20 protein-coding genes are annotated in these 20,318 nt (G+C 71.4%); 14 read left to right on the top strand and 6 right to left on the bottom strand.

Going from position 1 to position 20,318, the window contains the following annotated elements; all coding sequences use genetic code 11:
* The first annotated feature begins 24 nt into the window (after window positions 1-24).
* The 10 genes from B1H29_RS13965 to B1H29_RS13920 all read left to right on the top strand — a co-directional run bounded on the left by B1H29_RS13965 (window position 25) and on the right by B1H29_RS13920 (window position 11,905).
* Window positions 25-1,092: a hypothetical protein gene (locus tag B1H29_RS13965; RefSeq protein ID WP_055418204.1), complete on the top strand. Its 1,068-nt coding sequence runs from the start codon at window positions 25-27 to the stop codon at window positions 1,090-1,092.
* Between the two features lie 364 nt (window positions 1,093-1,456).
* Complete coding sequence (locus B1H29_RS13960) at window positions 1,457-2,692, top strand: M20 family metallopeptidase (RefSeq protein WP_055418203.1); 1,236 nt, start codon at window positions 1,457-1,459, stop codon at window positions 2,690-2,692.
* Between the two features lie 264 nt (window positions 2,693-2,956).
* Window positions 2,957-4,003, top strand: a complete 1,047-nt coding sequence (locus B1H29_RS13955) for a BMP family lipoprotein (RefSeq protein WP_055418202.1) — start codon at window positions 2,957-2,959, stop codon at window positions 4,001-4,003.
* A 276-nt stretch (window positions 4,004-4,279) separates the two neighbouring features.
* Window positions 4,280-5,329, top strand: a complete 1,050-nt coding sequence (locus B1H29_RS13950; protein ID WP_055418201.1) for a BMP family lipoprotein — start codon at window positions 4,280-4,282, stop codon at window positions 5,327-5,329.
* A gap of 225 nt (window positions 5,330-5,554) precedes the next feature.
* Complete coding sequence (locus tag B1H29_RS13945) at window positions 5,555-7,144, top strand: ABC transporter ATP-binding protein (RefSeq protein ID WP_055418200.1); 1,590 nt, start codon at window positions 5,555-5,557, stop codon at window positions 7,142-7,144.
* Window positions 7,144-8,268 (top strand): ABC transporter permease, encoded by a 1,125-nt coding sequence (locus B1H29_RS13940; protein WP_055418199.1) that lies wholly within the window; start codon window positions 7,144-7,146, stop codon window positions 8,266-8,268. The genes B1H29_RS13945 and B1H29_RS13940 overlap by 1 nt, the downstream gene beginning before the upstream one ends.
* On the top strand, window positions 8,265-9,530 hold the full coding sequence (locus B1H29_RS13935) for an ABC transporter permease (RefSeq protein ID WP_055418198.1): 1,266 nt from the start codon (window positions 8,265-8,267) through the stop codon (window positions 9,528-9,530). The genes B1H29_RS13940 and B1H29_RS13935 overlap by 4 nt, the downstream gene beginning before the upstream one ends.
* The gene (locus tag B1H29_RS13930) at window positions 9,527-9,919 is read left to right on the top strand and encodes a cytidine deaminase (RefSeq protein WP_055418197.1); all 393 of its coding nucleotides are present in this window, start codon (window positions 9,527-9,529) and stop codon (window positions 9,917-9,919) included. The genes B1H29_RS13935 and B1H29_RS13930 overlap by 4 nt, the downstream gene beginning before the upstream one ends.
* A gap of 21 nt (window positions 9,920-9,940) precedes the next feature.
* On the top strand, window positions 9,941-11,224 hold the full coding sequence (locus tag B1H29_RS13925) for a thymidine phosphorylase (protein WP_055418196.1): 1,284 nt from the start codon (window positions 9,941-9,943) through the stop codon (window positions 11,222-11,224).
* Window positions 11,225-11,320: 96 nt separating this feature from the next.
* Window positions 11,321-11,905 (top strand): Uma2 family endonuclease, encoded by a 585-nt coding sequence (locus B1H29_RS13920; RefSeq protein ID WP_055418195.1) that lies wholly within the window; start codon window positions 11,321-11,323, stop codon window positions 11,903-11,905.
* 1 nt (window position 11,906) lies between these two features.
* Here the strand turns inward: B1H29_RS13920 and B1H29_RS13915 are convergent, their stop codons facing one another.
* A complete protein-coding gene (locus B1H29_RS13915; RefSeq protein ID WP_055418194.1) occupies window positions 11,907-12,827 on the bottom strand; it encodes an AEC family transporter in 921 nt (306 codons plus the stop codon).
* A gap of 126 nt (window positions 12,828-12,953) precedes the next feature.
* On the opposite strand from B1H29_RS13915, the gene B1H29_RS13910 reads away from it, so the two are divergent.
* A complete protein-coding gene (locus B1H29_RS13910) occupies window positions 12,954-13,340 on the top strand; it encodes an STAS domain-containing protein (RefSeq protein WP_167392534.1) in 387 nt (128 codons plus the stop codon).
* On the opposite strand, the gene B1H29_RS13905 is transcribed toward B1H29_RS13910, so the two are convergent.
* Together B1H29_RS13905 and B1H29_RS13900 are read right to left on the bottom strand one after the other, a co-directional pair.
* Entirely contained in the window at window positions 13,233-14,237 is a 1,005-nt protein-coding gene (locus tag B1H29_RS13905) for a sigma-70 family RNA polymerase sigma factor (protein ID WP_055418192.1), read from the bottom strand. The two genes, B1H29_RS13910 and B1H29_RS13905, sit on opposite strands and share 108 nt — an antisense overlap.
* A gap of 107 nt (window positions 14,238-14,344) precedes the next feature.
* Window positions 14,345-15,652 carry an MFS transporter gene (locus B1H29_RS13900; protein WP_055418191.1) on the bottom strand — a complete coding sequence of 436 codons (1,308 nt, stop codon included), beginning with the start codon at window positions 15,650-15,652 and terminating at the stop codon, window positions 14,345-14,347.
* A 63-nt stretch (window positions 15,653-15,715) separates the two neighbouring features.
* Here B1H29_RS13900 and B1H29_RS13895 point away from each other — a divergent pair, with 63 nt between their 5' ends.
* A complete protein-coding gene (locus B1H29_RS13895) occupies window positions 15,716-16,669 on the top strand; it encodes a LysR family transcriptional regulator (protein WP_055418190.1) in 954 nt (317 codons plus the stop codon).
* 27 nt (window positions 16,670-16,696) lie between these two features.
* Here B1H29_RS13895 and B1H29_RS13890 read toward each other — a convergent pair whose 3' ends face one another.
* Window positions 16,697-17,458: an alpha/beta hydrolase gene (locus tag B1H29_RS13890; RefSeq protein ID WP_079160214.1), complete on the bottom strand. Its 762-nt coding sequence runs from the start codon at window positions 17,456-17,458 to the stop codon at window positions 16,697-16,699.
* Window positions 17,459-17,614: 156 nt separating this feature from the next.
* Between B1H29_RS13890 and B1H29_RS13885 the strand changes: the two genes are divergently transcribed.
* Both B1H29_RS13885 and B1H29_RS13880 read left to right on the top strand, forming a co-directional pair.
* Window positions 17,615-18,754, top strand: a complete 1,140-nt coding sequence (locus tag B1H29_RS13885; RefSeq protein WP_055418188.1) for an adenosine deaminase — start codon at window positions 17,615-17,617, stop codon at window positions 18,752-18,754.
* 178 nt (window positions 18,755-18,932) lie between these two features.
* Window positions 18,933-19,316 carry an ATP-binding protein gene (locus B1H29_RS13880; protein WP_055418187.1) on the top strand — a complete coding sequence of 128 codons (384 nt, stop codon included), beginning with the start codon at window positions 18,933-18,935 and terminating at the stop codon, window positions 19,314-19,316.
* Between the two features lie 103 nt (window positions 19,317-19,419).
* On the opposite strand, the gene B1H29_RS13875 is transcribed toward B1H29_RS13880, so the two are convergent.
* Both B1H29_RS13875 and B1H29_RS13870 read right to left on the bottom strand, forming a co-directional pair.
* Window positions 19,420-19,623 carry a PspC domain-containing protein gene (locus B1H29_RS13875; RefSeq protein WP_055418186.1) on the bottom strand — a complete coding sequence of 68 codons (204 nt, stop codon included), beginning with the start codon at window positions 19,621-19,623 and terminating at the stop codon, window positions 19,420-19,422.
* Window positions 19,624-19,717: 94 nt separating this feature from the next.
* Window positions 19,718-20,269 carry a VanZ family protein gene (locus B1H29_RS13870; protein ID WP_055418185.1) on the bottom strand — a complete coding sequence of 184 codons (552 nt, stop codon included), beginning with the start codon at window positions 20,267-20,269 and terminating at the stop codon, window positions 19,718-19,720.
* Between the last annotated feature and the right edge of the window lie 49 nt (window positions 20,270-20,318).

Genomic DNA, 20,318 nt, shown 5'->3' with positions numbered 1-20,318 from the left:
CTCACACGGGACGGTCCCACACCGATGAGCCCCCGCGCCGGGAACGCCGGCCCCCGCACTCTCGCCTTCGTGGAGAGCCCGGTACAACTGCTGAACGTGCTGGAGTGGGCGCACACGTGCGCACCCGGCGCGGAGCTCACCCTCGTGGTCCTCTCGCCCGTCGACCCGATGACCCGCGGCCAACTGCGCCGCATGGCGGAACTGGCCCGCAAGGAGGGCCACGAGATCCGCTGGGAGGAGGCGCGCGGCGGCGCCACGGCCCCCTTCCGCACGGTGGGCGGACTGACGACCGCCCTGCGCCACGCGGAACGGATCGTCATGGGCGACCCCTTCTCCCGCTACGTACAACTGCTCCTCACCATCACCCGGGCCCACGACCTGGTCGTCGTCGACGACGGCACGGCCACGATGGAGTTCGTCACTCAGCTCGCCCACGGCGAGCGCCTGGTGCGCTGGCACCGCAAGGGCAGCCGCCCCGGCCCCCGCGACCTGCTCTTCGCCCCGGTGTCCCGGTCCGCCCGCCACCGCCTGACCCCGACCCCGGACCGTCAGGTCTCGGTCTTCTCCTCCATGCCCATCGAGGACATCCCGGACGGCGTCACCGTCACCGCGAACGACTTCGCCTGGACCCGCGCCCGCTTCGGCCCGCCCCGCATCACCAAGGGCGCCGACATGGTCGGCACGTCCCTGGTGGAGACCGGCGTCGTCGACGGCGACCGCTACGTGGACGCCGTACGCGGCCTGGCGAGGACCCACGGCGCGGCCCGCTACTTCGCCCACCGCCGCGAGAGCACCGAGAAGCTCCACCGGCTGGCCGTGGAATCGGGCCTGGAGATCGTCCGCCCCGAGCTCCCCCTGGAGCTGATCGCCCGGCGGGGCCCGATCGGCCGCACCGTCCTGAGCTTCCCGTCCACGGTCGTCCACACCCTTCCGCTGGCCCTGGCCGGCACCGAGGTCCGCGTCGCGGTCTGCGACATCGACCCCGCCTGGCTCACCGAGTCCGCCTCACCACGGGCCCGTGGGTTCCTCAACGGCGTGACGGGCTCGGCACGGGGCGCCCACCGGCTGTCGGCGGTGGCGGGCGCCGGATAGCCGTCCGGGACCACCTCCTCGATCCCGGCCGATGTCCCCGGCGCGCGGCGCACCGGGCGGGGGCCGGTGGAGGCCGGCGGTCCGCGGGCGGTCGGCCTCCGCGTCCGGCAGGTGGACTCGGGCGCGTGGGGCGCGCGTCGCGTGGTAACCGTGAGGGAGAGGACGGGTGCCGCTGAGCGGCCGGGGCCGCTTCCGGTGGATCTTTCATGATCGGCTCGGTCGGAAAGGCGGGCGAGTTTACCCAGGCAAGTCGACAGCTATGCGTAGGGCGGTCAGATTTTCTTCCCCTAACGGGCTGAATTTTTGTTGATCGTGGGTCCACCGGTCGCTCGGGCGCCCTACTCTGCAAAGGGTGAAAGCGTTGATGTCCCCAGAGTCCGAGGCCGACACTCCCGGTGAGACCGAACTGCCCGGCGCACTGTCCGCGGCGCTCCGCGCGGAGCTCGTAGCCTTCCGCCGCGACCTGCACATGCACCCCGAGCTGGGCAACCAGGAGTTCCGCACGACCGCCGCGATCAAGGAGCGGCTCGAGCGGGCCGGGCTCAAGCCGCGTGTGCTTCCCGTCGGGACCGGTCTCGTCTGCGACATCGGAACCGGCACCGACTCGGGACAGTGGGCCGGCGGGCCGCGCATGCTCGCCCTGCGGGCCGACATCGACGCCCTGCCCATCCCGGACACCAAGAGCGAGTGCCCGTACCGCTCACGCGTGCCGGACCGCGCCCACGCCTGCGGACACGACGTGCACACCACCGTCGTCCTCGGCACCGGGCTGGTGCTCGCCGCCCTGCACGAGCAGGGCCTGCTGCCCCGGCCCGTGCGGCTGGTCTTCCAGCCGGCGGAGGAGGTGCTGCCCGGCGGCGCCGCCGACGCCATCGAGGGCGGCGCGCTCGACGGGGTGCGCCGCATCCTCGCCGTGCACTGCGACCCCCGGGTGGACGCCGGGCGGATCGGACTGCGGGTCGGCCCCATCACCTCCGCGTGCGACCGGCTGGAGATCTCCCTCGACGGCCCCGGCGGCCACACCGCCCGCCCGCACCTCACCACCGACCTGGTCACCGCCGCCGCCCGCGTCGTCACCGACGTGCCCCCGCTCGTCGCCCGGCGCGTGGACAGCCGCAGCGGACTCGCGCTGACCTGGGGGCGGATCGAGTCCGGCCACGCCCCCAACGTCATCCCGCAGCACGCCGAACTCGCCGGGACGGTGCGCTGCCTCGACCTCGACGCCTGGCGGCAGGCGCCCGACCTGGTGGTCGGCGCCATCGACGAGATCGCCAACCTGTACCGGGCGAAGTCGGAGATCACCTACGTGCGCGGGGTGCCCCCGGTCGTCAACGAGGTCACCAGCACCGAGCTGCTCCAGGCCGCCATGGCCGCCCGGTGCGGAACGGACTCCGTGGAGTCCACCGAGCAGAGCCTGGGCGGCGAGGACTTCTCCTGGTACCTGGAGCACGTGCCGGGTGCCATGGCCCGCCTCGGCGTCCGCCCGCCCGGCGAGCGCACGGTTCGTGACCTGCACCAGGGCGACTTCGACGTGGACGAGCACGCCATCACCGTCGGCGTGGAGATGTTCACCGCGGCGGCGCTGATCGACGCCGTGTAGCGGCACCGTCGGCTCGCCCTCCCCGCTGCGGTTGCGGCCGCGGCGGGTCGGGGGCAGCCTGATGCACAAGCGCACGAGGTCGCGCGGCATGCCCCGGGCACCCCATTCGTTCCCGTTCGGCCGGGTGGTTCACAAGGCCGTGATCAGCCAGCGGCACGAATGGGTAACGGCCCCGGGGAACCCCGTTCCCAGGAGTTTCTACGCGCGTTAATGTGCGCCGAACCGAGCGCCCGCTGCGGGGCTTTGGAGAATGGGGAACTTCAGATGCGTCGGACATCGAGACTGACCCGCGCCGCGGTGGGGGTCGCGTCGCTCGCACTCGCCGCCACGGCCTGCGGCGGCACCAGCGGCGAAAGCGGCGGCGGCGACGGCAAGGACGACAAGGGCCTCGCCATCGCGTACGACATCGGCGGCAAGGGCGACCAGTCCTTCAACGACGCCGCGTACGCGGGACTCGAGCGGGCCCAGAAGGAGTTCGGCTACAAGACCGCCGACATCGAGCCCACCGAGGGCGAGACCAACGCCGACAAGGAGCAGCGGCTCTCCTCGCTGGCGAGGCAGGGTTACGACCCGGTCATCGGCGTCGGATTCGCCTACGCCCCGGCGATGAAGGCCGTCGCCGGGAAGTACCCGGACACCACCTTCGGCATCGTGGACTCCGTGGTCGAGGGCAAGAACGTCGCGTCCCTCGTCTTCGCCGAGAACGAGGCCTCCTACCTCGCCGGCGTCGCCGCGGCCAAGGCCACCAAGAGCAACGTGGTCGGCTTCGTGGGCGGCGTCGACGTACCGCTCATCCACAAGTTCGAGGCCGGCTACAAGCAGGGCGTGCAGGACACCGACCCCAAGATCAAGGTGCTCTCGCAGTACCTCACGCAGACGGCGGAGGAGGGCGGCTTCTCCAGCCCCGACAAGGGACGCGCCGCCGCCGAGGGCCAGATCGAGAAGAAGGCCGACGTCGTCTACCAGGCGGCCGGACTGTCCGGCCAGGGTGTGATCGAGGCCGCCGCGAAGGCGAAGGTCTGGGCGATCGGCGTCGACTCCGACCAGTACAAGCAGGAAGCGCTCGCGGCGTACAAGGACTACATCCTGACCTCCGCCCTCAAGGACATCGACGGCGCGGTGTACGCCCTGGCCAAGTCGGTGGAGGACGGCGAGCCGCTCACCGGCACCCAGACCTTCGACCTCGAGTCCGACGGTGTGGGCCTGTCCGACAGCAACCCGAAGTACGCCGAGGTCCCGGGGCTGACGGACGCCGTGGCCAAGGCCAAGGCGGGCATCATCGACGGCTCCATCAAGGTCAAGACGGAGTAGCCCCGCCGGAACGACGCGAATCCGCGACGAAGCGGGCGGGTGCCCAGGGCGCCCGCCCGCTTCGGCATGCCGCGGCGAGGCGCCCGGCGTCACCCTCAGCCACCCTCCGTTTGCGTCCGGCAAGCCCCGCGGGCCCGTCGGCGGTGCCTTGCTCACGGGCGGATAACAAGAAGGACAGAAGGGGTTTTCAGGCAGGTCTACGCGCGTTAATCTGCGGCGAAAGCCAGCGCCGTACCCGAATCCGTCCCCGGCGCTTGTACGACAGGAGCACCAGACATGCGCCGGATTTCCCGGATCACGGTCGCAGGCGCAGCGACCGCCTCCCTGGCCCTCGCCCTCTCCGCCTGCGGTGGCACCTCGACCTCCTCCGGGTCGTCGGAGTCCAAGGGCGACAAGGGCCTCGCCATCGCGTACGACGTCGGCGGCAAGGGCGACCAGTCCTTCAACGACGCCGCGTACGCGGGCCTCGAGCAGGCGAAGAAGGAGTTCGGCTACGAGACCGCCGACATCGAGCCCACCGACGGCGAGACCAACGCCGACAAGGAGCAGCGCCTGGTCTCCCTGGCCAAGCAGGGCTACAACCCGGTCGTCGGCGTCGGCTACGCGTACGCCGCCGCGCTGAAGAGCGCCGCCGAGAAGTACCCGGACACCACCTTCGGCATCGTGGACGACGCCACGATCGAGGCGGAGAACGTGGCCGACCTCGTCTTCAACGAGGAGCAGGCCTCCTACCTCGCCGGTGTCGCCGCCGCCAAGAGCACCAAGACCAACACGGTCGGCTTCGTGGGCGGCGTGGACATCCCGCTGATCCACAAGTTCCAGGCCGGCTACGAGCAGGGCGTCAAGGACACCGACCCCAAGGTCAAGGTGATCTCGCAGTACCTGACGCAGACCGCCGAGGAGGGCGGCTTCTCCAGCCCCGACAAGGGCGAGACCGCCGCCGAGGGCCAGATCGAGAAGAAGGCCGACGTGGTGTTCGCGGCGGCCGGTCTCTCCGGCCAGGGCGTGATCGAGGCCGCCGCCGCCAACGAGGTCTGGGCGATCGGCGTCGACTCCGACCAGTACAAGCAGGACGCCCTCGCGAAGTACAAGGACCACATCCTGACTTCGGCCACCAAGGACGTCGCCAAGGCGGTGTACAACCTCGCGAAGTCGGTCGAGGACGGCAAGCCCGAGACCGGTATCGTTCGGGGCGATCTGAAGTCCGGTGAGGTCGGCCTTTCGGACTCCAACCCGAAGTTCGCGGACAACGCCGAGCTCCAGGCAGCCATCAAGACGGCCAAGGAGAAGATCATCAGCGGCGAGATCAAGGTCAAGAGCAGCTAGGCACCAGCAGTACCTCGAACAGCGTGTAACCGCGGTGGTCGCACCGCTCGACGGGGTACGGGGAGGACGCCTCCGGGTCCCTCCCCGTACCCCGTCGTGTCGATGTGCCGCCGCCGCTTTTAGATGCCGTAGGGGCGCTACGCGCGTAGACGGCCCCCGTCCCCAGGAGAGTGCGCCATCAACGCGTCCAGCAGCCCTCCGGCCGGAGCGGCGGTCAACGAATCGGTGACCGCCGTCGAGCTCGCCGGGATCACCAAGCGATTCCCGGGTGTCGTGGCCAACCACGACATCCATCTGACCGTCCACAAGGGCACCGTCCACGCCCTCGTCGGAGAGAACGGCGCCGGCAAGTCGACGCTGATGAAGATTCTCTACGGCATGCAGAAGCCGGACGAGGGCACCATCGCGATCGACGGCGAGCAGGTGGGCTTCTCCTCGCCCGCCGACGCCATCGCCCGCGGCATCGGCATGGTCCACCAGCACTTCATGCTCGCCGACAACCTCACGGTCCTCGAGAACGTGGTCCTCGGCAGCGAGAAGCTGTACGGCATCGGCGGCAAGGCCCGCCGGAAGATCCAGGAACTCTCCGAGCGGTACGGCCTCGGCGTGCGCCCCGACGTCCTCGTCGAGGAACTCGGCGTCGCCGCCCGCCAGCGCGTGGAGATCCTCAAGGTCCTCTACCGCGGCGCCCGCACGCTCATCCTGGACGAGCCGACGGCCGTGCTCGTGCCGCAGGAGGTGGACGCCCTCTTCGACAACCTGCGCGAGCTGAAGGCCGAGGGCCTGTCGGTCATCTTCATCTCGCACAAGCTGGGCGAGGTCCTCTCGGTCGCCGACGAGATCACCGTCATCCGCCGCGGTACGACGGTCGGCACCGCCGTGCCCGCCGAGACGACCCCGCGTCAGCTCGCCGAGCTGATGGTCGGCAGCGAGCTGCCCACCCCGCAGACCGCCGAGTCGACCGTCACCGACCGCCCGGTCCTCACCGTCGACACGCTGCGTCTCGCGGCCCCCGGCGGCAAGGCGCTGCTGGACGACATCTCCTTCACCATCCACGCCGGCGAGGTGCTGGGCATCGCCGGCGTCGAGGGCAACGGCCAGACCGAGCTGGTCGACGCCCTCATCGGCCTGCGCCACGCCGACTCCGGCACCATCCGCTTCCTCGACGAGGACATCACCGCGCTGCCCACCCGCAAGCGCCGCGAGCAGGGCGTCGGCTACATCCCCGAGGACCGCCACCGCCACGGCCTGCTCCTGGAGGCCCCCCTCTGGGAGAACCGCGTCCTCGGCCACGTCACCGAGAAGCCCAACAGCAAGGGCGTCTGGCTGGACCCCAAGGGCTCCCAGGAGGACACCCGCCGCATCGTCGAGACGTACGACGTCCGCACCCCCGGCATCGACGTCACCGCCGCCTCCCTCTCCGGCGGCAACCAGCAGAAGCTGATCGTCGGCCGCGAGATGAGCCACAAGCCGCGCTTCCTGATCGCCGCCCACCCCACGCGTGGTGTGGACGTCGGCGCGCAGGCCGCCATCTGGGACCACATCCGCGAGGCGCGCCGCGAGGGACTCGCCGTCCTGCTGATCTCCGCCGACCTGGACGAGCTGATCGGCCTGTCCGACACCCTGCGGGTGATCTACGACGGCAGGCTGGTCGCGGACGCCGACCCGGCCACCATCACCCCCGAGGAGCTGGGCTCGGCGATGACCGGCGCCGCGACCGGCCACCTGGAACACGACGAGACCGACGAGACACCCGAGATGCGCGAGTCTCCCAAGTCTCAGTCCCCCGAGGCTCCGGAAGACGAGGCCCGCTGATGAAGAAGTTCGACAAGGAGCGCGTGCTCCTCGCGGTGGCCGGTCCGGTCATCGCGCTCGCCGTGGCCTTCGTGCTGAGCGCGATCGTCCTGATCGCCTCGGGCAAGAACCCGGTCGAACCGTTCGCCCTGATGTTCGAGCAGGCCGGATTCTCCGACATCCAGGTCCTGATCATCAACCAGGCGTCGATGTACTACATCGCGGCCCTCGCGGTGGCCGTCGGCTTCCGGATGAACCTGTTCAACATCGGCGTCGACGGCCAGTACCAGCTCGCCGCCATGATGGCCGCGATCGTCGGCGCCCACGCCAACCTGCCGGCCGCCCTCCAGATCCCGCTGCTCCTGCTGACCGCCGTCCTCACCGGCGCCTTCTGGTCCGGCATCGCCGGTGTCCTCAAGGTGACCCGCGGCGTCAGCGAGGTCGTCGCGACGATCATGCTGAACGCCATCGCCACCTCCGTCATCGGCTACCTGTGGCTGCCGGACGTCTTCGGCGTCAAGATCGGCAACAACAACACCACCGGTGAGATGCACGAGTCCGGCTGGGTCCCCGGCATCGACATGGGCGCGGCAGGCGAGATCTACGGCCTGGTGATCCTCGCCCTGCTGCTCGGCATCGGCTACTGGGTCGTCCTCAACCGCACCCGCTTCGGCTTCGACCTGCGCGCCTCCGGTGCCTCCGAGTCCGCCGCCGCGGCCAGCGGCGTCAACCCCAAGCGCATGGTGCTCACCGCGATGCTCCTCTCCGGCGGCCTCGCCGGACTCGCGGGCCTGCCCATCCTGCTCGGCGACACCCACACCTACAGCCTCAACTTCCCCACCGGCATCGGCTTCCTCGGCATCGGCATCGCCCTGCTCGGCCGCAACAGCCCGGTCGGCATCGCCTTCGCCGCCCTGCTGTGGGCCTGGCTCGACAAGGCCTCGCCCGAGCTGGACTTCCACGGCTACGACAAGGAGATCGCGGTCATCATGCAGGGCCTGATCGTCCTCTCCGTCGTCGTCTCCTACGAGGCCGTCCGCGAGTGGGGCCTGCGCCGCCAGCAGCGCCGCGTGGGCGCGGAGCTGGCCGCCGGTCACGTCCTCGGCGCCACCGACAACACCAAGAAGGAGGTGGCTGGCCGATGACCACCGCAACCGACCTCAACCAGCCCACGCTGGAGCACGGGGCGCCGGCCGGCCGCCGGATCTCACTGCCCGTCCTGTTGCTGATCATCGCCGGTGCCCTGGCACTGACCTCCATCGTCCGCCTCATCACCGGCGCCAACGGCATCACCAACGTCAGCCAGATGTCCACCGCGCTCCAGCTCGCCGTCCCGATCGGCCTGGCCGGTCTCGGCGGCCTGTGGGCGGAGCGCGCGGGCGTGATCAACATCGGCCTCGAGGGCATGCTGATCCTCGGCACCTGGTTCGGCGCCTGGGCCGGCTTCCAGTGGGGCCCGTGGACCGGCGTCCTGATGGGCATCGTCGGCGGCGCGCTCGGCGGCCTGCTGCACGCGATCGTCACGATCACCTTCAACGTCAACCACATCGTCTCCGGTGTGGCCATCAACATCCTCGCCCTGGGCGCCACCCGCTACCTCGCCCCGCTCGCCTTCGAGGGCCACCAGGGCGGCTCCGCCAAGCAGTCCCCGCCGGTCGACTCGCTGGGCCACTTCTCGGTGCCAGGGCTCTCCAGCGGCCTGGAGAAACTCAACGACCAGCACTGGTTCTTCGTCTCGGACATCGCCGGCCTGCTCGGCGGCCTGGTCACCGACGTCTCCTGGCTCACCCTGATCGCGGTCGGCCTGATCCCCGCGAGCTGGTACATCCTGTGGCGCACCCCGTTCGGCCTCCGGCTGCGCTCCTGCGGCGAGAACCCGATCGCCGCCGAGTCCCTCGGCGTCAACGTCTACAAGTACAAGTACCTCGCCGTGATCATCTCCGGCGGTCTGGCCGGCCTCGGCGGCGTCTTCCTGTCCATCGTGGCCAACCCCTTCTACCTGGAGGGCCAGACCAGCGGCCGCGGCTACATCGGCCTGGCGGCGATGATCTTCGGCAACTGGATGCCGGGCGGCCTCGCCATCGGCGCCGGCCTCTTCGGCTACACCGACAGCCTCAACCTGCGCGGCGGCTCCGCCAACGTGCACGCCCTGCTGCTGCTCGGCGCGCTGCTGCTGGTCGCCGGCGCCATCTGGCTGGCGATCCGCAAGAAGTACGTCAAGGCCGCGATCACCGTGGTCATCGGCGCCCTGGTCTTCGCCTGGTACGCCACCACGGACGACGTTCCCAACCAGGTCGTCTCCGCCACGCCGTACGTCGTCACCCTCGTCGTCCTCGCGCTGTCCGCACAGCGTCTGCGCATGCCGAAGGCGAACGGCATGCAGTACCGGAAGGGACAGGGCAAGTGACCGGCGTCGACTGGGGCGCGCTGCGCACGGCGGCCCGCGAGGCGATGGCCCAGGCCTACGCCCCGTACTCCGGGTACGCCGTCGGCGCGGCCGCCCTGGTCGACGACGGCCGCACCGTCACCGGCTGCAACGTGGAGAACGCCAGCTACGGCATCGGCCTGTGCGCCGAGTGCGGGCTCGTCTCCCAGTTGCAGCTCACCGGCGGCGGCCGGCTGACGCACTTCGTCTGCGTCGACGGCCGCGGCGAGGTCCTCGTGCCGTGCGGCCGCTGCCGGCAGCTCCTGTACGAGTTCGGCGGGGCGGAGATGCTCCTGGAGACCCCCGCCGGGGTCCTGCCCCTGTCGGAGATGCTCCCGCAGGCCTTCGGCCCCGACCACCTCACCAAGTAACTCCCGTAAGGAAAGCCAGACATGGCCATGGACGTCATCTCCGTCATCCGCACCAAGCGGGACCGCGGCGAACTCAGCGCCGAGCAGATCGACTGGGTCATCGACGCGTACACGCGCGGCGAGGTGGCCGACGAGCAGATGTCGTCGCTCGCGATGGCGATCCTGCTCAACGGCATGAACCGGGGTGAGATCGCCCGCTGGACGGCCGCGATGATCGCCTCCGGCGAGCGCATGGACTTCTCGTCCCTGTCCCGCCCGACCGCCGACAAGCACTCCACCGGCGGCGTCGGCGACAAGATCACGCTGCCGCTCGCGCCGCTGGTCGCGGCCTGCGGCGCGGCCGTCCCGCAGCTCTCCGGCCGGGGCCTCGGCCACACCGGCGGCACCCTGGACAAGCTGGAGTCGATCCCGGGCTGGCGCGCGCTCCTGTCCAACGAGGAGATGCTGAACGTCCTGGACGGCACCGGCGCGGTGATCTGCGCGGCCGGTGACGGCCTCGCCCCCGCCGACAAGAAGCTGTACGCCCTGCGGGACGTCACCGGCACGGTCGAGGCGATCCCGCTCATCGCCTCCTCCATCATGTCGAAGAAGATCGCCGAGGGCACCGGCTCCCTGGTCCTGGACGTGAAGGTGGGCAGCGGCGCCTTCATGAAGACCATCGAGGACGCCCGCGAGCTGGCCTCCACGATGGTCGGCCTCGGCACCGACCACGGCGTGAAGACCGTCGCCCTGCTCACCGACATGGCCACCCCGCTCGGCCTCACGGCAGGCAACGCCCTGGAGGTCCGCGAGTCGGTCGAGGTCCTGGCCGGCGGCGGCCCCTCCGACGTGGTCGAGCTGACCCTCGCCCTGGCCCGCGAGATGCTGGCTGCGGCGGGCCTGCCGGACGCCGACCCGGCGAAGGCCCTGGCCGACGGCTCCGCGATGGACGTCTGGCGGCGCATGATCGCGGCGCAGGGCGGCGACCCGGACGCGGCCCTGCCCACGTCGAAGGAGCAGCACGTGATCAAGGCGGGCGCCTCCGGTGTCCTGACCCGCCTCGACGCCTACGACATCGGCGTCGCCGCCTGGCGCCTGGGCGCGGGCCGCGCCCGCAAGGAGGACCCGGTGCAGGCCGCCGCGGGCGTCGAACTCCACGCCAAGCCCGGCGACACGGTCACCGAGGGCCAGCCCCTCCTGACCCTCCACACCGACACCCCGGACCGCTTCGAGTACGCGCTCGCGGCGGTGGAGGGTTCGTACGACGTCGCCCCGGCGGGCACGGACTGCACGGCGTCGCCGGTGGTGCTGGAACGTATCGCCTGATCAGGCGTTTCCCCGATCGGGTGAACGGGACCGGTGGACCTCCACCGGTCCCGTTCGGCATGCTGGGATCGGTGACGCACCGGTAGGAGAACCGTTATGAGCGCACTCACCGTGAGCGAGGAGCCCGACCAGAACTGGGACGACCTCGTCCGGTTCTGGGAGGAGATGGAATGGCCCGAGGGCAGCAAGGTGGAGATCATCGAGGGGATCATCACCGTGTCACCTGCTCCGGGACTGCCTCACAACGTAATCGCCGCACGCATCCAGCGTCGTCTGTACTCGGCGATCCCGGAGGACTGGGAGATCTTCCAGACACTGGCGATCGCCGTTCCGTCCCGCCTCGGGATGCTCATCCCAGACCTTGTGGTCACACCGTTGCCCGATCACACCGAGTCCGACACCCACATCCCCGCCGCCCTCGCGGAACTCGTCGTCGAGGTCACCTCGAAGTCCAACGCCCGCCACGACCGCGTCAGCAAGCCCGCCGCCTATGCGACCGCCGGGATCCCGTTCTACCTCCTCGTCGACCGCTGGGCTCCCGGCGGCCCCACCGCCACGCTCTACGGTGAACCGAAGGGGGACGTCTACCGGGTACTGAGCGCCGCCAAGTTCGGCGATCCGCTCACCCTCCCCGCCCCCTTCGACCTGACCATCGACACCGGCGAGTTCCCCGAGTCCTGACTCACCCCAGCACCGCCGCCACCCCCACCAGCACCGGCACCGAGACCACCGTCGACACCAGGATCGCGTCCCGCGCCAGCCGCTCGCCCACCCCGTAGGTCGACGCGTACGTGTACAGGTTCTGCGCCGCGGGCAGCGCCGACGTCACCACCACGTCCAGGAGTTGCGCGCCCCGCAGCCCGAACACCCCGTACGCCAGCGCCCAGGCCACCGCAGGCTGCCCCACCGTCTTCAACGCCACGGAGAGCAGTACCGGCCGCCGTTCCACGCCCCGCAGCGGCATCGTGGAACCGCACAGGGAGATGCCGAAGGCCATCAGCACCGCCGGGACGGACATGTTGCCGATCAGGGTCACCGGGTCCATGACCGGGTCGGGTATCCGCAGACCGCTCGCGGCGACCGCGACCCCGGCGAGCGAGCCCAGCGCTATCGGATTGCGCAGCGGCGTCAGCAGCACCCGCCACAGCGGGCCCTTGCCGCCCCCTCCCGACAGGTCCAGGACCGTCACCGCCACCGGCGTCACCAGCACCAACTGGAACAGCAGCACCGGCGCCACCAGCGAGGCGTCGCCCAGGACGTACACGGCGATCGGGATGCCGAGGTTGCCGGAGTTGACGTAACCGGAGCAGAGCGCGCCGATCGTCGTCCGGCCCACGCCCCAGCCCCGTGCGGCCCCCACCGCGACGAAGACACCGGCCACGGCCACCGTGGACAGCGCCGTGACCAGGAGCCTGCTGGAGAAGACCACCGACAGGTCGGCCGTCGCCAGTGTGGTGAACAGCAGGGCCGGTGAGGCCACGTGGAAGGCGAGCTTGGTCAGCACCTCGCGCCCCTGGGGACCGAGGTGGCCCCGCAGCCCCAGCACATAGCCGACCGCGATGACGACCGCGATGACCGCGAAGCCGGTCAGCACCCCCTGCACGGCACCTCCCCGCCGAGCGGACGGGTCTGGAACGGCACGGCGCGGGGAGGGGATACGTGGGGCATACAGCAAACCATCGGGTGGAGGGTGTGCGCACGTCAATGTGATCTCTGATGGCGGGCACCGATGACTTCCGTCCACATGCGGGGTCTACCGCACGTGGACGCCGTGACACCCGCCGTACTCGTGCTGCCGGGGCCTGTCTCCCGAGGGGAGACACCCCGGCTCTGCGACGAGGTGCGCGCGCTGCTGGAAAGTACCCGGGCCGGGGTGGTCGTCTGCGACGTCGGCGGGCTGGGACCGCCGGGGCTCGCCGTCGTGGACCTGCTGGCCCGCCTGGAGCTCACCGCCCGGCGGGCCGGGGGCCGGATCCGGCTGCGCGACCCCGACCCCGCCCTGCACGCCCTACTGGACCTCGTCGGTCTCCGCTTCGAGACGGAGCGGCAGGTCGAACAGCGGGAACCACCGCTTGGTGTCCAGGAAGCAGTGGAACCCGGTGATGCGGCCGTCTGAGATCTCCAGCACCTGGACCGCCCACGGGGCGTAGCCGCCCGCCTCCGGGTCCGGCTTGTAGTGCGCGAAGGCGGGCAGCCCGTTGGCACTGACCGGCACCAGCCGCGAGTTCGCGCACGCGGCGCCGAGCGTCGTCATGAAGCCGGTGATGTCCGACGGGCCGGCCAGCCACAGGTCGAACGGCGGCATCGTCATGACGGCGTCCTCGTGCAGCAGCGCCGTCAGCGCCGTCATGTCGTAGCCCTCGAAGGCCGTGACGTAGCGCTCCAGGAGCTTTTGCTGCTCCTCGTCCAGCGGGTCCGACACCGTCGCGGCGTCGCCCCGCTCCTCCCGCTCGGCGAGGGTCGCGCGGGCGCGCTGCAGGGCGCTGTTGACCGACGCGACCGTGGTGCCGAGCAGCTCGGCGACCTCGCTCGCCTTCCACGCCAGCACCTCGCGCAGGATCAGCACCGCCCGCTGCTTGGGCGGCAACTGCTGGAGCGCGGCCATGAACGCGAGCCGCACCGACTCCTTGGCGACGGCGGCCTCGGCCGGGTCGGCGGTCGAGGGCAGTACGCGGGCGTCCGGCATCGGCTCCAGCCAGGTGTGGTCCGGGCGGGGGGACAGGGCGGCCTGGGCGAGCGGCGTGGAGTCCGTCAGGTCCATCGGGCGGGCCCGCTTGTTGCCCGCGGTCAGCATGTCCAGGCAGACGTTGGTCGCGATGCGGTAGAGCCAGGAGCGGAGGCTGGAGCGGCCCTCGAACTTGTCGTAGCTCCGCCAGGCGCGGACCAGGGTGTCCTGGACCGCGTCCTCGGCCTCGAAGGAGGAGCCGAGCATCCGGTAGCAGTACCCCGTCAGCTCGACCCGGTGCTTCTCCAGCGCGGAGTCCAGCTCCGGTGTCACGGTGCCGTTGGTCATCGTCCACCCACCCCTGTGGCGTCCCTTCGTGCGCGTCTTCGCGCCTCGCACTTCGGAAGCTACCGCAGGGGACTGACAATGGCCTGTGCAGTCGGGAAAGGCGCAGGTCAGCGAGGTAGGCGCAAGGCCCGCATCGGTGTGTCCGGGGCCTGTCGGCGCGCCGCCAGGGAGCCGAGCACCGTGATCGCCACGACGCCCAGCACCGCCAGCAGCCCGACGCCGACCGTGCCGGCCCAGCCGCCGGAGTGGAAGGCCACCGCGCCGACCGTGCTGCCCGCGCTGGAGCCGACGTAGTAGGCGGACTGGTACAGGGCCGAGGCCTGGGCGCGGCCGTGCGCGGCCGTCTTGCCGACCGCCGAGGACGCCACCGCGTGCCCGGCGAAGAAGCCCGCCGTGATCAGCACCAGGCCCAGCAGGACCAGCGGCAGGGACGGGGCGAGGGACAGCAGCAGGCCCGCCGCCGTCGTGCCGCCGCCCAGGTACAGCGCCCCGCGGCGGCCGAGGCGGCCCACCAGGCGGCCCGCCGTCCCCGCGGAGACCGTGCCGACCAGGTAGACCAGGAAGATCGAGCCGATGAGTCCCTGCGGCAGCGAGAACGGCGCCTCCGTCAGGCGGTAGCCGATCACCGTGTAGACGCCGCCGAACACCGTCATGAACAGCGCGCCGATGGCGTACAGGCGGCGCAGCAGCGGGTTGGCGAGGTGGTCGCGGACCGTGCGGACCAGGACCCGCGGACGCAGCGAGCCCCGCGTGAAGTGTTTCGGCGCCGGCAGCAGCAGCCGGAAGGCCACCGCGCAGGCCACCGCCAGGGCACCGATCACGCCGACGGCGACCCGCCAGCCCCACTCCTGGGCGACCCAGCCGGTGATGACCCGGCCGCTCATCCCGCCGACGCTGTTGCCCGCGACGAACAGGCCGATCGCGGTGACCAGCGCCCGCGGTGTGACCTCCTCCGCGAGGTACGCCGTCGCCGAGGCCGGCAGTCCGGCCAGCGCCGCACCCTGCACCGCGCGCAGCGCCACGAGCGCCGGCAGGGACGGGGCGAAGGGGACCAGCAGTCCGACGGTCACCGCGACCGCCAGCGAGGCCGTCATGACCGTACGCCGTCCGAAGCGCTCCGACAGCGCGCTCATCGGCAGGACGAACACCGCGAGGCCGCCGGTCGCGGCGGCCACCGTCCAGCTCGCGTCGCCCGCCGTGACGCCCATGTCGCCGGAGATCAGCGGCAGCAGGGCCTGGGTGGAGTAGAGGAGCGCGAAGGTCGCGACGCCCGCGAGGAAGAGGGCGAGACTCATCCGGCGGTAACCGGGGCCGCCGGGGGCCATGCGCGAGTCGGAGGCGTCGGGGACGTCGGGGGCGGTGACGGATGCAGCGGCGCCCACGGTGGTGGACGCCCCGGTATCGGCGGGAGTCATGCTGCGAAGGTACGGAGACCGCCACTCATCCGTCCAATGCATGGAATGGCCATAATCGTTCCCATGGTGCATCAGCAAAGCTCACAGGCTCGCCTGTCACCGTCCGGTGACACGGAAGACATCGTCGCGCTGCTCGCGCCCCGCCTCGCGCACTTCGCCGGCGTGGCCCGTACCGAGCACGTCACCCGGGCCGCCCAGGAGATGAACGTCCCCCAGTCGACCCTCTCCCGCGCCCTGGTCCGCCTCGAGGAGGACCTGGGCGTCGACCTGTTCGTGCGCCGCGGCCGTACCCTCGCGCTCACCGTCGCGGGGCGGACCTTCCTCGGCTCCGTCGAGCGCGCCCTCGCGGAGGTCGAGCGCGCCGCCGACGAGGTCCGCGCGGACGCCGACCCGGCCACCGGCAAGGTCGCCTTCGGCTTCCTGCACACCATGGGCGCCGAGACCGTGCCCGGCCTGCTGCACGCCTTCCGCGCCGACCACCCCCGTGTCCGCTTCAGCCTCGTCCAGAACTACGGCGAGGCCATGCTGGAGCGGCTGCGCGCCGGCGAACTCGACCTCTGCCTGACCTCACCGGTCCCGGACGCCCCCGACCTGGTCGCCCGCCGCCTCGACGAGCAGAAGCTGCGCCTGGTCGTGCCGGCCGACCACCGGCTGGCGGGCCGCAGGCGCATCCGCCTCGCCGAGGCCGCCGACGAGGTCTTCGTGACCCTGGAGCCCGGCTACGGCCTGCGCCGCATCACCGACGCCCTGTGCAAGGAGGCCGGTTTCCGGCCCAAGGTCGCCTTCGAGGGGGAGGAGGCGGAGACGCTGCGCGGCCTGGTCGCGGCGGGCCTCGGCGTCGCCCTGCTGCCGCCGCCCGCCGTGCCCCGCCCCGGCGTGGTGGAACTGACGGTCACGGCCCCGCGCGCGGCCCGCGAGATCGGCGTGGCCTGGCTGGCGGGGCGCACGGACACACCGCCGGTGGCGGCGTTCAAGAAGTTCCTGCTGTCGAGAAGGGGCCATCTGCTCCCCTCCTGACCCCGGCCGGTCCCGAACGCGAGGTCCCTAACGCCGCAACGACTTCCCGAACCCCGCCGCCAGCGGCATCCGCAGCCCCAGCGGCGGGGGAGCGGCCAGCGCGTCCTCCACCGGCCGCGAGAACGACCGGCCGAACAGCACGCCCATCACGAAGTCCTCGGTGAGCGCGGCGACCTCCTCCCGGTAGTGCCGCAGCCCGTGGCCGTCGGAGTGCACTTCGAACCGGCACACCGCGCGGTTCGCCTTCTTCGCCCGGGAGGCCAGCCGGAACGACAGCTCGGGGTCGCTGCGCTCGTCGTTCGTGCCGTGCACGATCAGCACCTGGCGCCCGGCGAGCTGCTTCACCGGTTCGGGGGGCGCGGCCATGTCCTCCTCGGGCAGCCAAGGGGCGATCGCCAGCACCGAGTTGACGGCCTCGTGCCCGGCGGCGCGCAGCGCGGCCCGCCCGCCCATGCCGATACCGACCAGGCAGACGGGGACGTCGCCGTAGCGCCGGACGGCCTCGTCGGCGGCCCAGTCGGCGTCCCGGGCGAGGTGGGCCTCGGCGCCGTTCCAGCCGCGGTAGCGGTAGTGCACGACGTGCGCGGCCAGGCCCTCGTCCCGTCCCGCGCGCGCGAGCCCGCGCCCCAACGCGCGTACGGAGGCGGCCGCCAGCAACGGTGAGGGCTTGCGGCTGGAGACCTCGTCGCCACCGGGGAGCAGCAGCACCACCCCGCTCACCGCCGTCCCCTCCGGACCGAGCGTTCGCCCCAGCCGGGCCTGGCGGACCGGCGTCGCTTGCTGTGCCATGACAGAACATTCTCAGAAGACCGGGTGTACGCCACCCGTCATCGCAGTCACCGTTACATATCGACGAGTCCGTACACCGCGGCCCCGCGCCGGGTCCGCATTCCGTATCCGTGCGTTCCCCCGGCGCTCTACGCGCGTAGGAGTTAGAGTGCGGAAATGACGAGCCAGAGCACCGCGAAGACCACCGCGAAGACTCCGACGCCGGACCGGATCCGCCGGGCGCCGAAGGTTCTGCTGCACGACCATCTCGACGGCGGGCTGCGTCCCGGCACGGTCGTCGAACTCGCCCGTGCGACCGGTTACCAGGGTCTCCCCGAGACCGACGCCGACCGGCTCGGCGTCTGGTTCCGGCAGGCCGCCGACTCCGGATCGCTGGAGCGGTACCTGGAGACGTTCTCGCACACCGTCGGTGTCATGCAGACCCGCGACGCTCTGGTCCGGGTCGCCGCCGAGTGCGCCGAGGACCTCGCCGAGGACGGCGTCGTCTACGCCGAGGTGCGGTACGCGCCCGAGCAGCACCTGGAGGGCGGGCTCAGCCTCGAAGAGGTCGTCGAGGCCGTCGACGAGGGCTTCCGGGAGGGCGAGCGGCGCGCGAGGGACAACGGTCACCGCATCCGCGTCGGCGCCCTGCTCACCGCCATGCGGCACGCCGCCCGCTCCCTGGAGATCGCCGAGCTCGCCAACCGCTACCGCGACCTGGGCGGTGGCGGTGTTGTCGGATTCGACATCGCGGGCGCCGAGGCCGGGTACCCGCCCACCCGGCACCTGGACGCCTTCGAGTACCTCAAGCGCGAGAACAACCACTTCACGATCCACGCCGGCGAGGCCTTCGGGCTGCCGTCCATCTGGCAGGCGCTGCAGTGGTGTGGTGCCGACCGGCTCGGGCACGGGGTGCGCATCATCGACGACATCCAGGTCCACGAGGACGGCACGGTCAAGCTAGGGAGGCTCGCCTCCTACGTCCGGGACAAGCGCATCCCGCTGGAGCTGTGTCCCAGCTCGAACCTCCAGACCGGCGCGGCGGACTCGTACGCCGAACACCCGATCGGCCTGCTGCGCCGGCTGCACTTCCGGGCCACCGTCAACACGGACAACCGGCTGATGTCCCACACCAGCATGAGCCGCGAATTCGAGCACCTTGTCGACGCGTTCGGCTACACGCTCGACGACATGCAGTGGTTCTCCGTCAATGCGATGAAATCAGCGTTCATTCCTTTCGATGAACGACTGGCCATGATCAATGACGTGATCAAGCCCGGATATGCGGAGCTCAAATCCGAATGGCTGTTCCAGTAGACCGCTTCGACCAGCGGTTCTGCGGGGAACGCGGGCTGATGGCGAGCCGACGGTAATACGGAAAGGCGGGCGGGCTTTCACAATCCGTCCGCATTTCGATGTTTGCCGTCAGGGGCGTCGCGTGTCTACGTTCAAGGACCGCTCACATCCCCGTCATCCCGTTTCGAGGACGCATTTCATGAAGCAGTCTGCTGTCAAGACCCTCGGCGTCGCCGCCCTCGGTGCCGCCTTCGCCGCCGCCGGCGCGGGCGCGGCCACCGCGGCCCCGGAGCTCCCGGACACCGCCCGGACGGTGGACTCGGTCGCCCGTACGCTCCCGGCGGAGACCGTCTCCCAGGTGGTGCCCGGCGCGGGCAACGTGCTGGAGCAGGGCCGCCACGTCTCCGGCACGGATCTGACCGCCGCGCAGCCGGTGCTCGAGCAGGCGGTCGGCCAGCAGCTTTCCCAGGGCCCGGCCGCGCCGGTCGCGGGCCTGCTCGGCGGGCTGCCGGCCAAGGGCCTGCCCACCCAGGGCCTTCCCACCCAGGGCCTGCCGGTCAACGGCCTCCCGATCGGCGGCTGAGCTCCGCTTCCGCATCTGCGCGTCTCCCGACGCGCGACGGGGCGCACCCGGGGTTCCGGGTGCGCCCCGTCGGCGTACCAGAGGGGAGGTGGCGCATCGTTCCTCACCAGGCCGTACGGGCCGCCTTCTCCTCGGACGGCAGCAGGAGCCACAGGGCCAGGTAGAGCAGGAACTGCGGGCCGGGCAGCAGGCAGGAGACCACGAAGATCACCCGCATCGTGGTGGCGGAGGTACCGAAGCGCCGGGCCAGCGCGGCGCACACTCCGCCGATCACGCGGCCGTTGGTGGGGCGGGCGAGGCGGGACATCGCGGCTCCTTCGTGAGCGTGTGGTGGGGCTGCCGTTCGGCTTCCCCTTCATCTGCCCTCCACGCTACGGAGACGAACGGAACAAAGCGTCGCTCTACGGGGCGATCCCGACCCTGGGAATCGTCGGGGTCCGACCCTGAGCGGGTTCCTCCCGGGGGATGTCCTCCCGGTGCCCCCGCTCGGACCCGCGGCGGAGCCGGGCCCGGCCCGCGGGGACGAGGGCGAGGTGCGCGAGGGCCACGCCCGCCGTGTTCAGCAGCAGCGAGTCGACGTCGACGACCTGACCGGGCACCCCGGTCTGCAGCAGCTCGATCCCCAGGGACAGCAGGGCCGCCGCCGCCATGGTGCGCAGCAGGGAGGCCAGCGGCGAGGCGGTCAGCCGCCCGCCCGCCATGGGCAGCAGGACGCCCAGCGGCGCCAGCAGCGCGAGCGACCCGCCGATGCCCCGGGCCGCCGCGGGCCAGCCGAGCGCCAGGTCGGCGCGGATCCCGGCCAGCGGCTCCAGGTTGGGCGGCAGCACCCAGGGGACGTCGAGTGGCCGCAGCGCGTACCAGGCGACGAACGCGAGATGTGCGACCAGGAGGACACTCCCTGTCACACGGATGCGGAGCGCGGCGCTGCCGCCGAGGAACCCATGACGCTGCACGCCTCCCTAGACGCGGCCGCCGCCGCGCTCGGTTCCGGCCGCTCCCCCG

Source organism: Streptomyces pactum, from assembly GCF_002005225.1.
Classification (GTDB): domain Bacteria; phylum Actinomycetota; class Actinomycetes; order Streptomycetales; family Streptomycetaceae; genus Streptomyces; species Streptomyces pactum_A.
The sequence above is the reverse complement of the archived record's forward strand: the minus strand, read 5'-3'. Positions and strand labels throughout refer to the sequence as shown.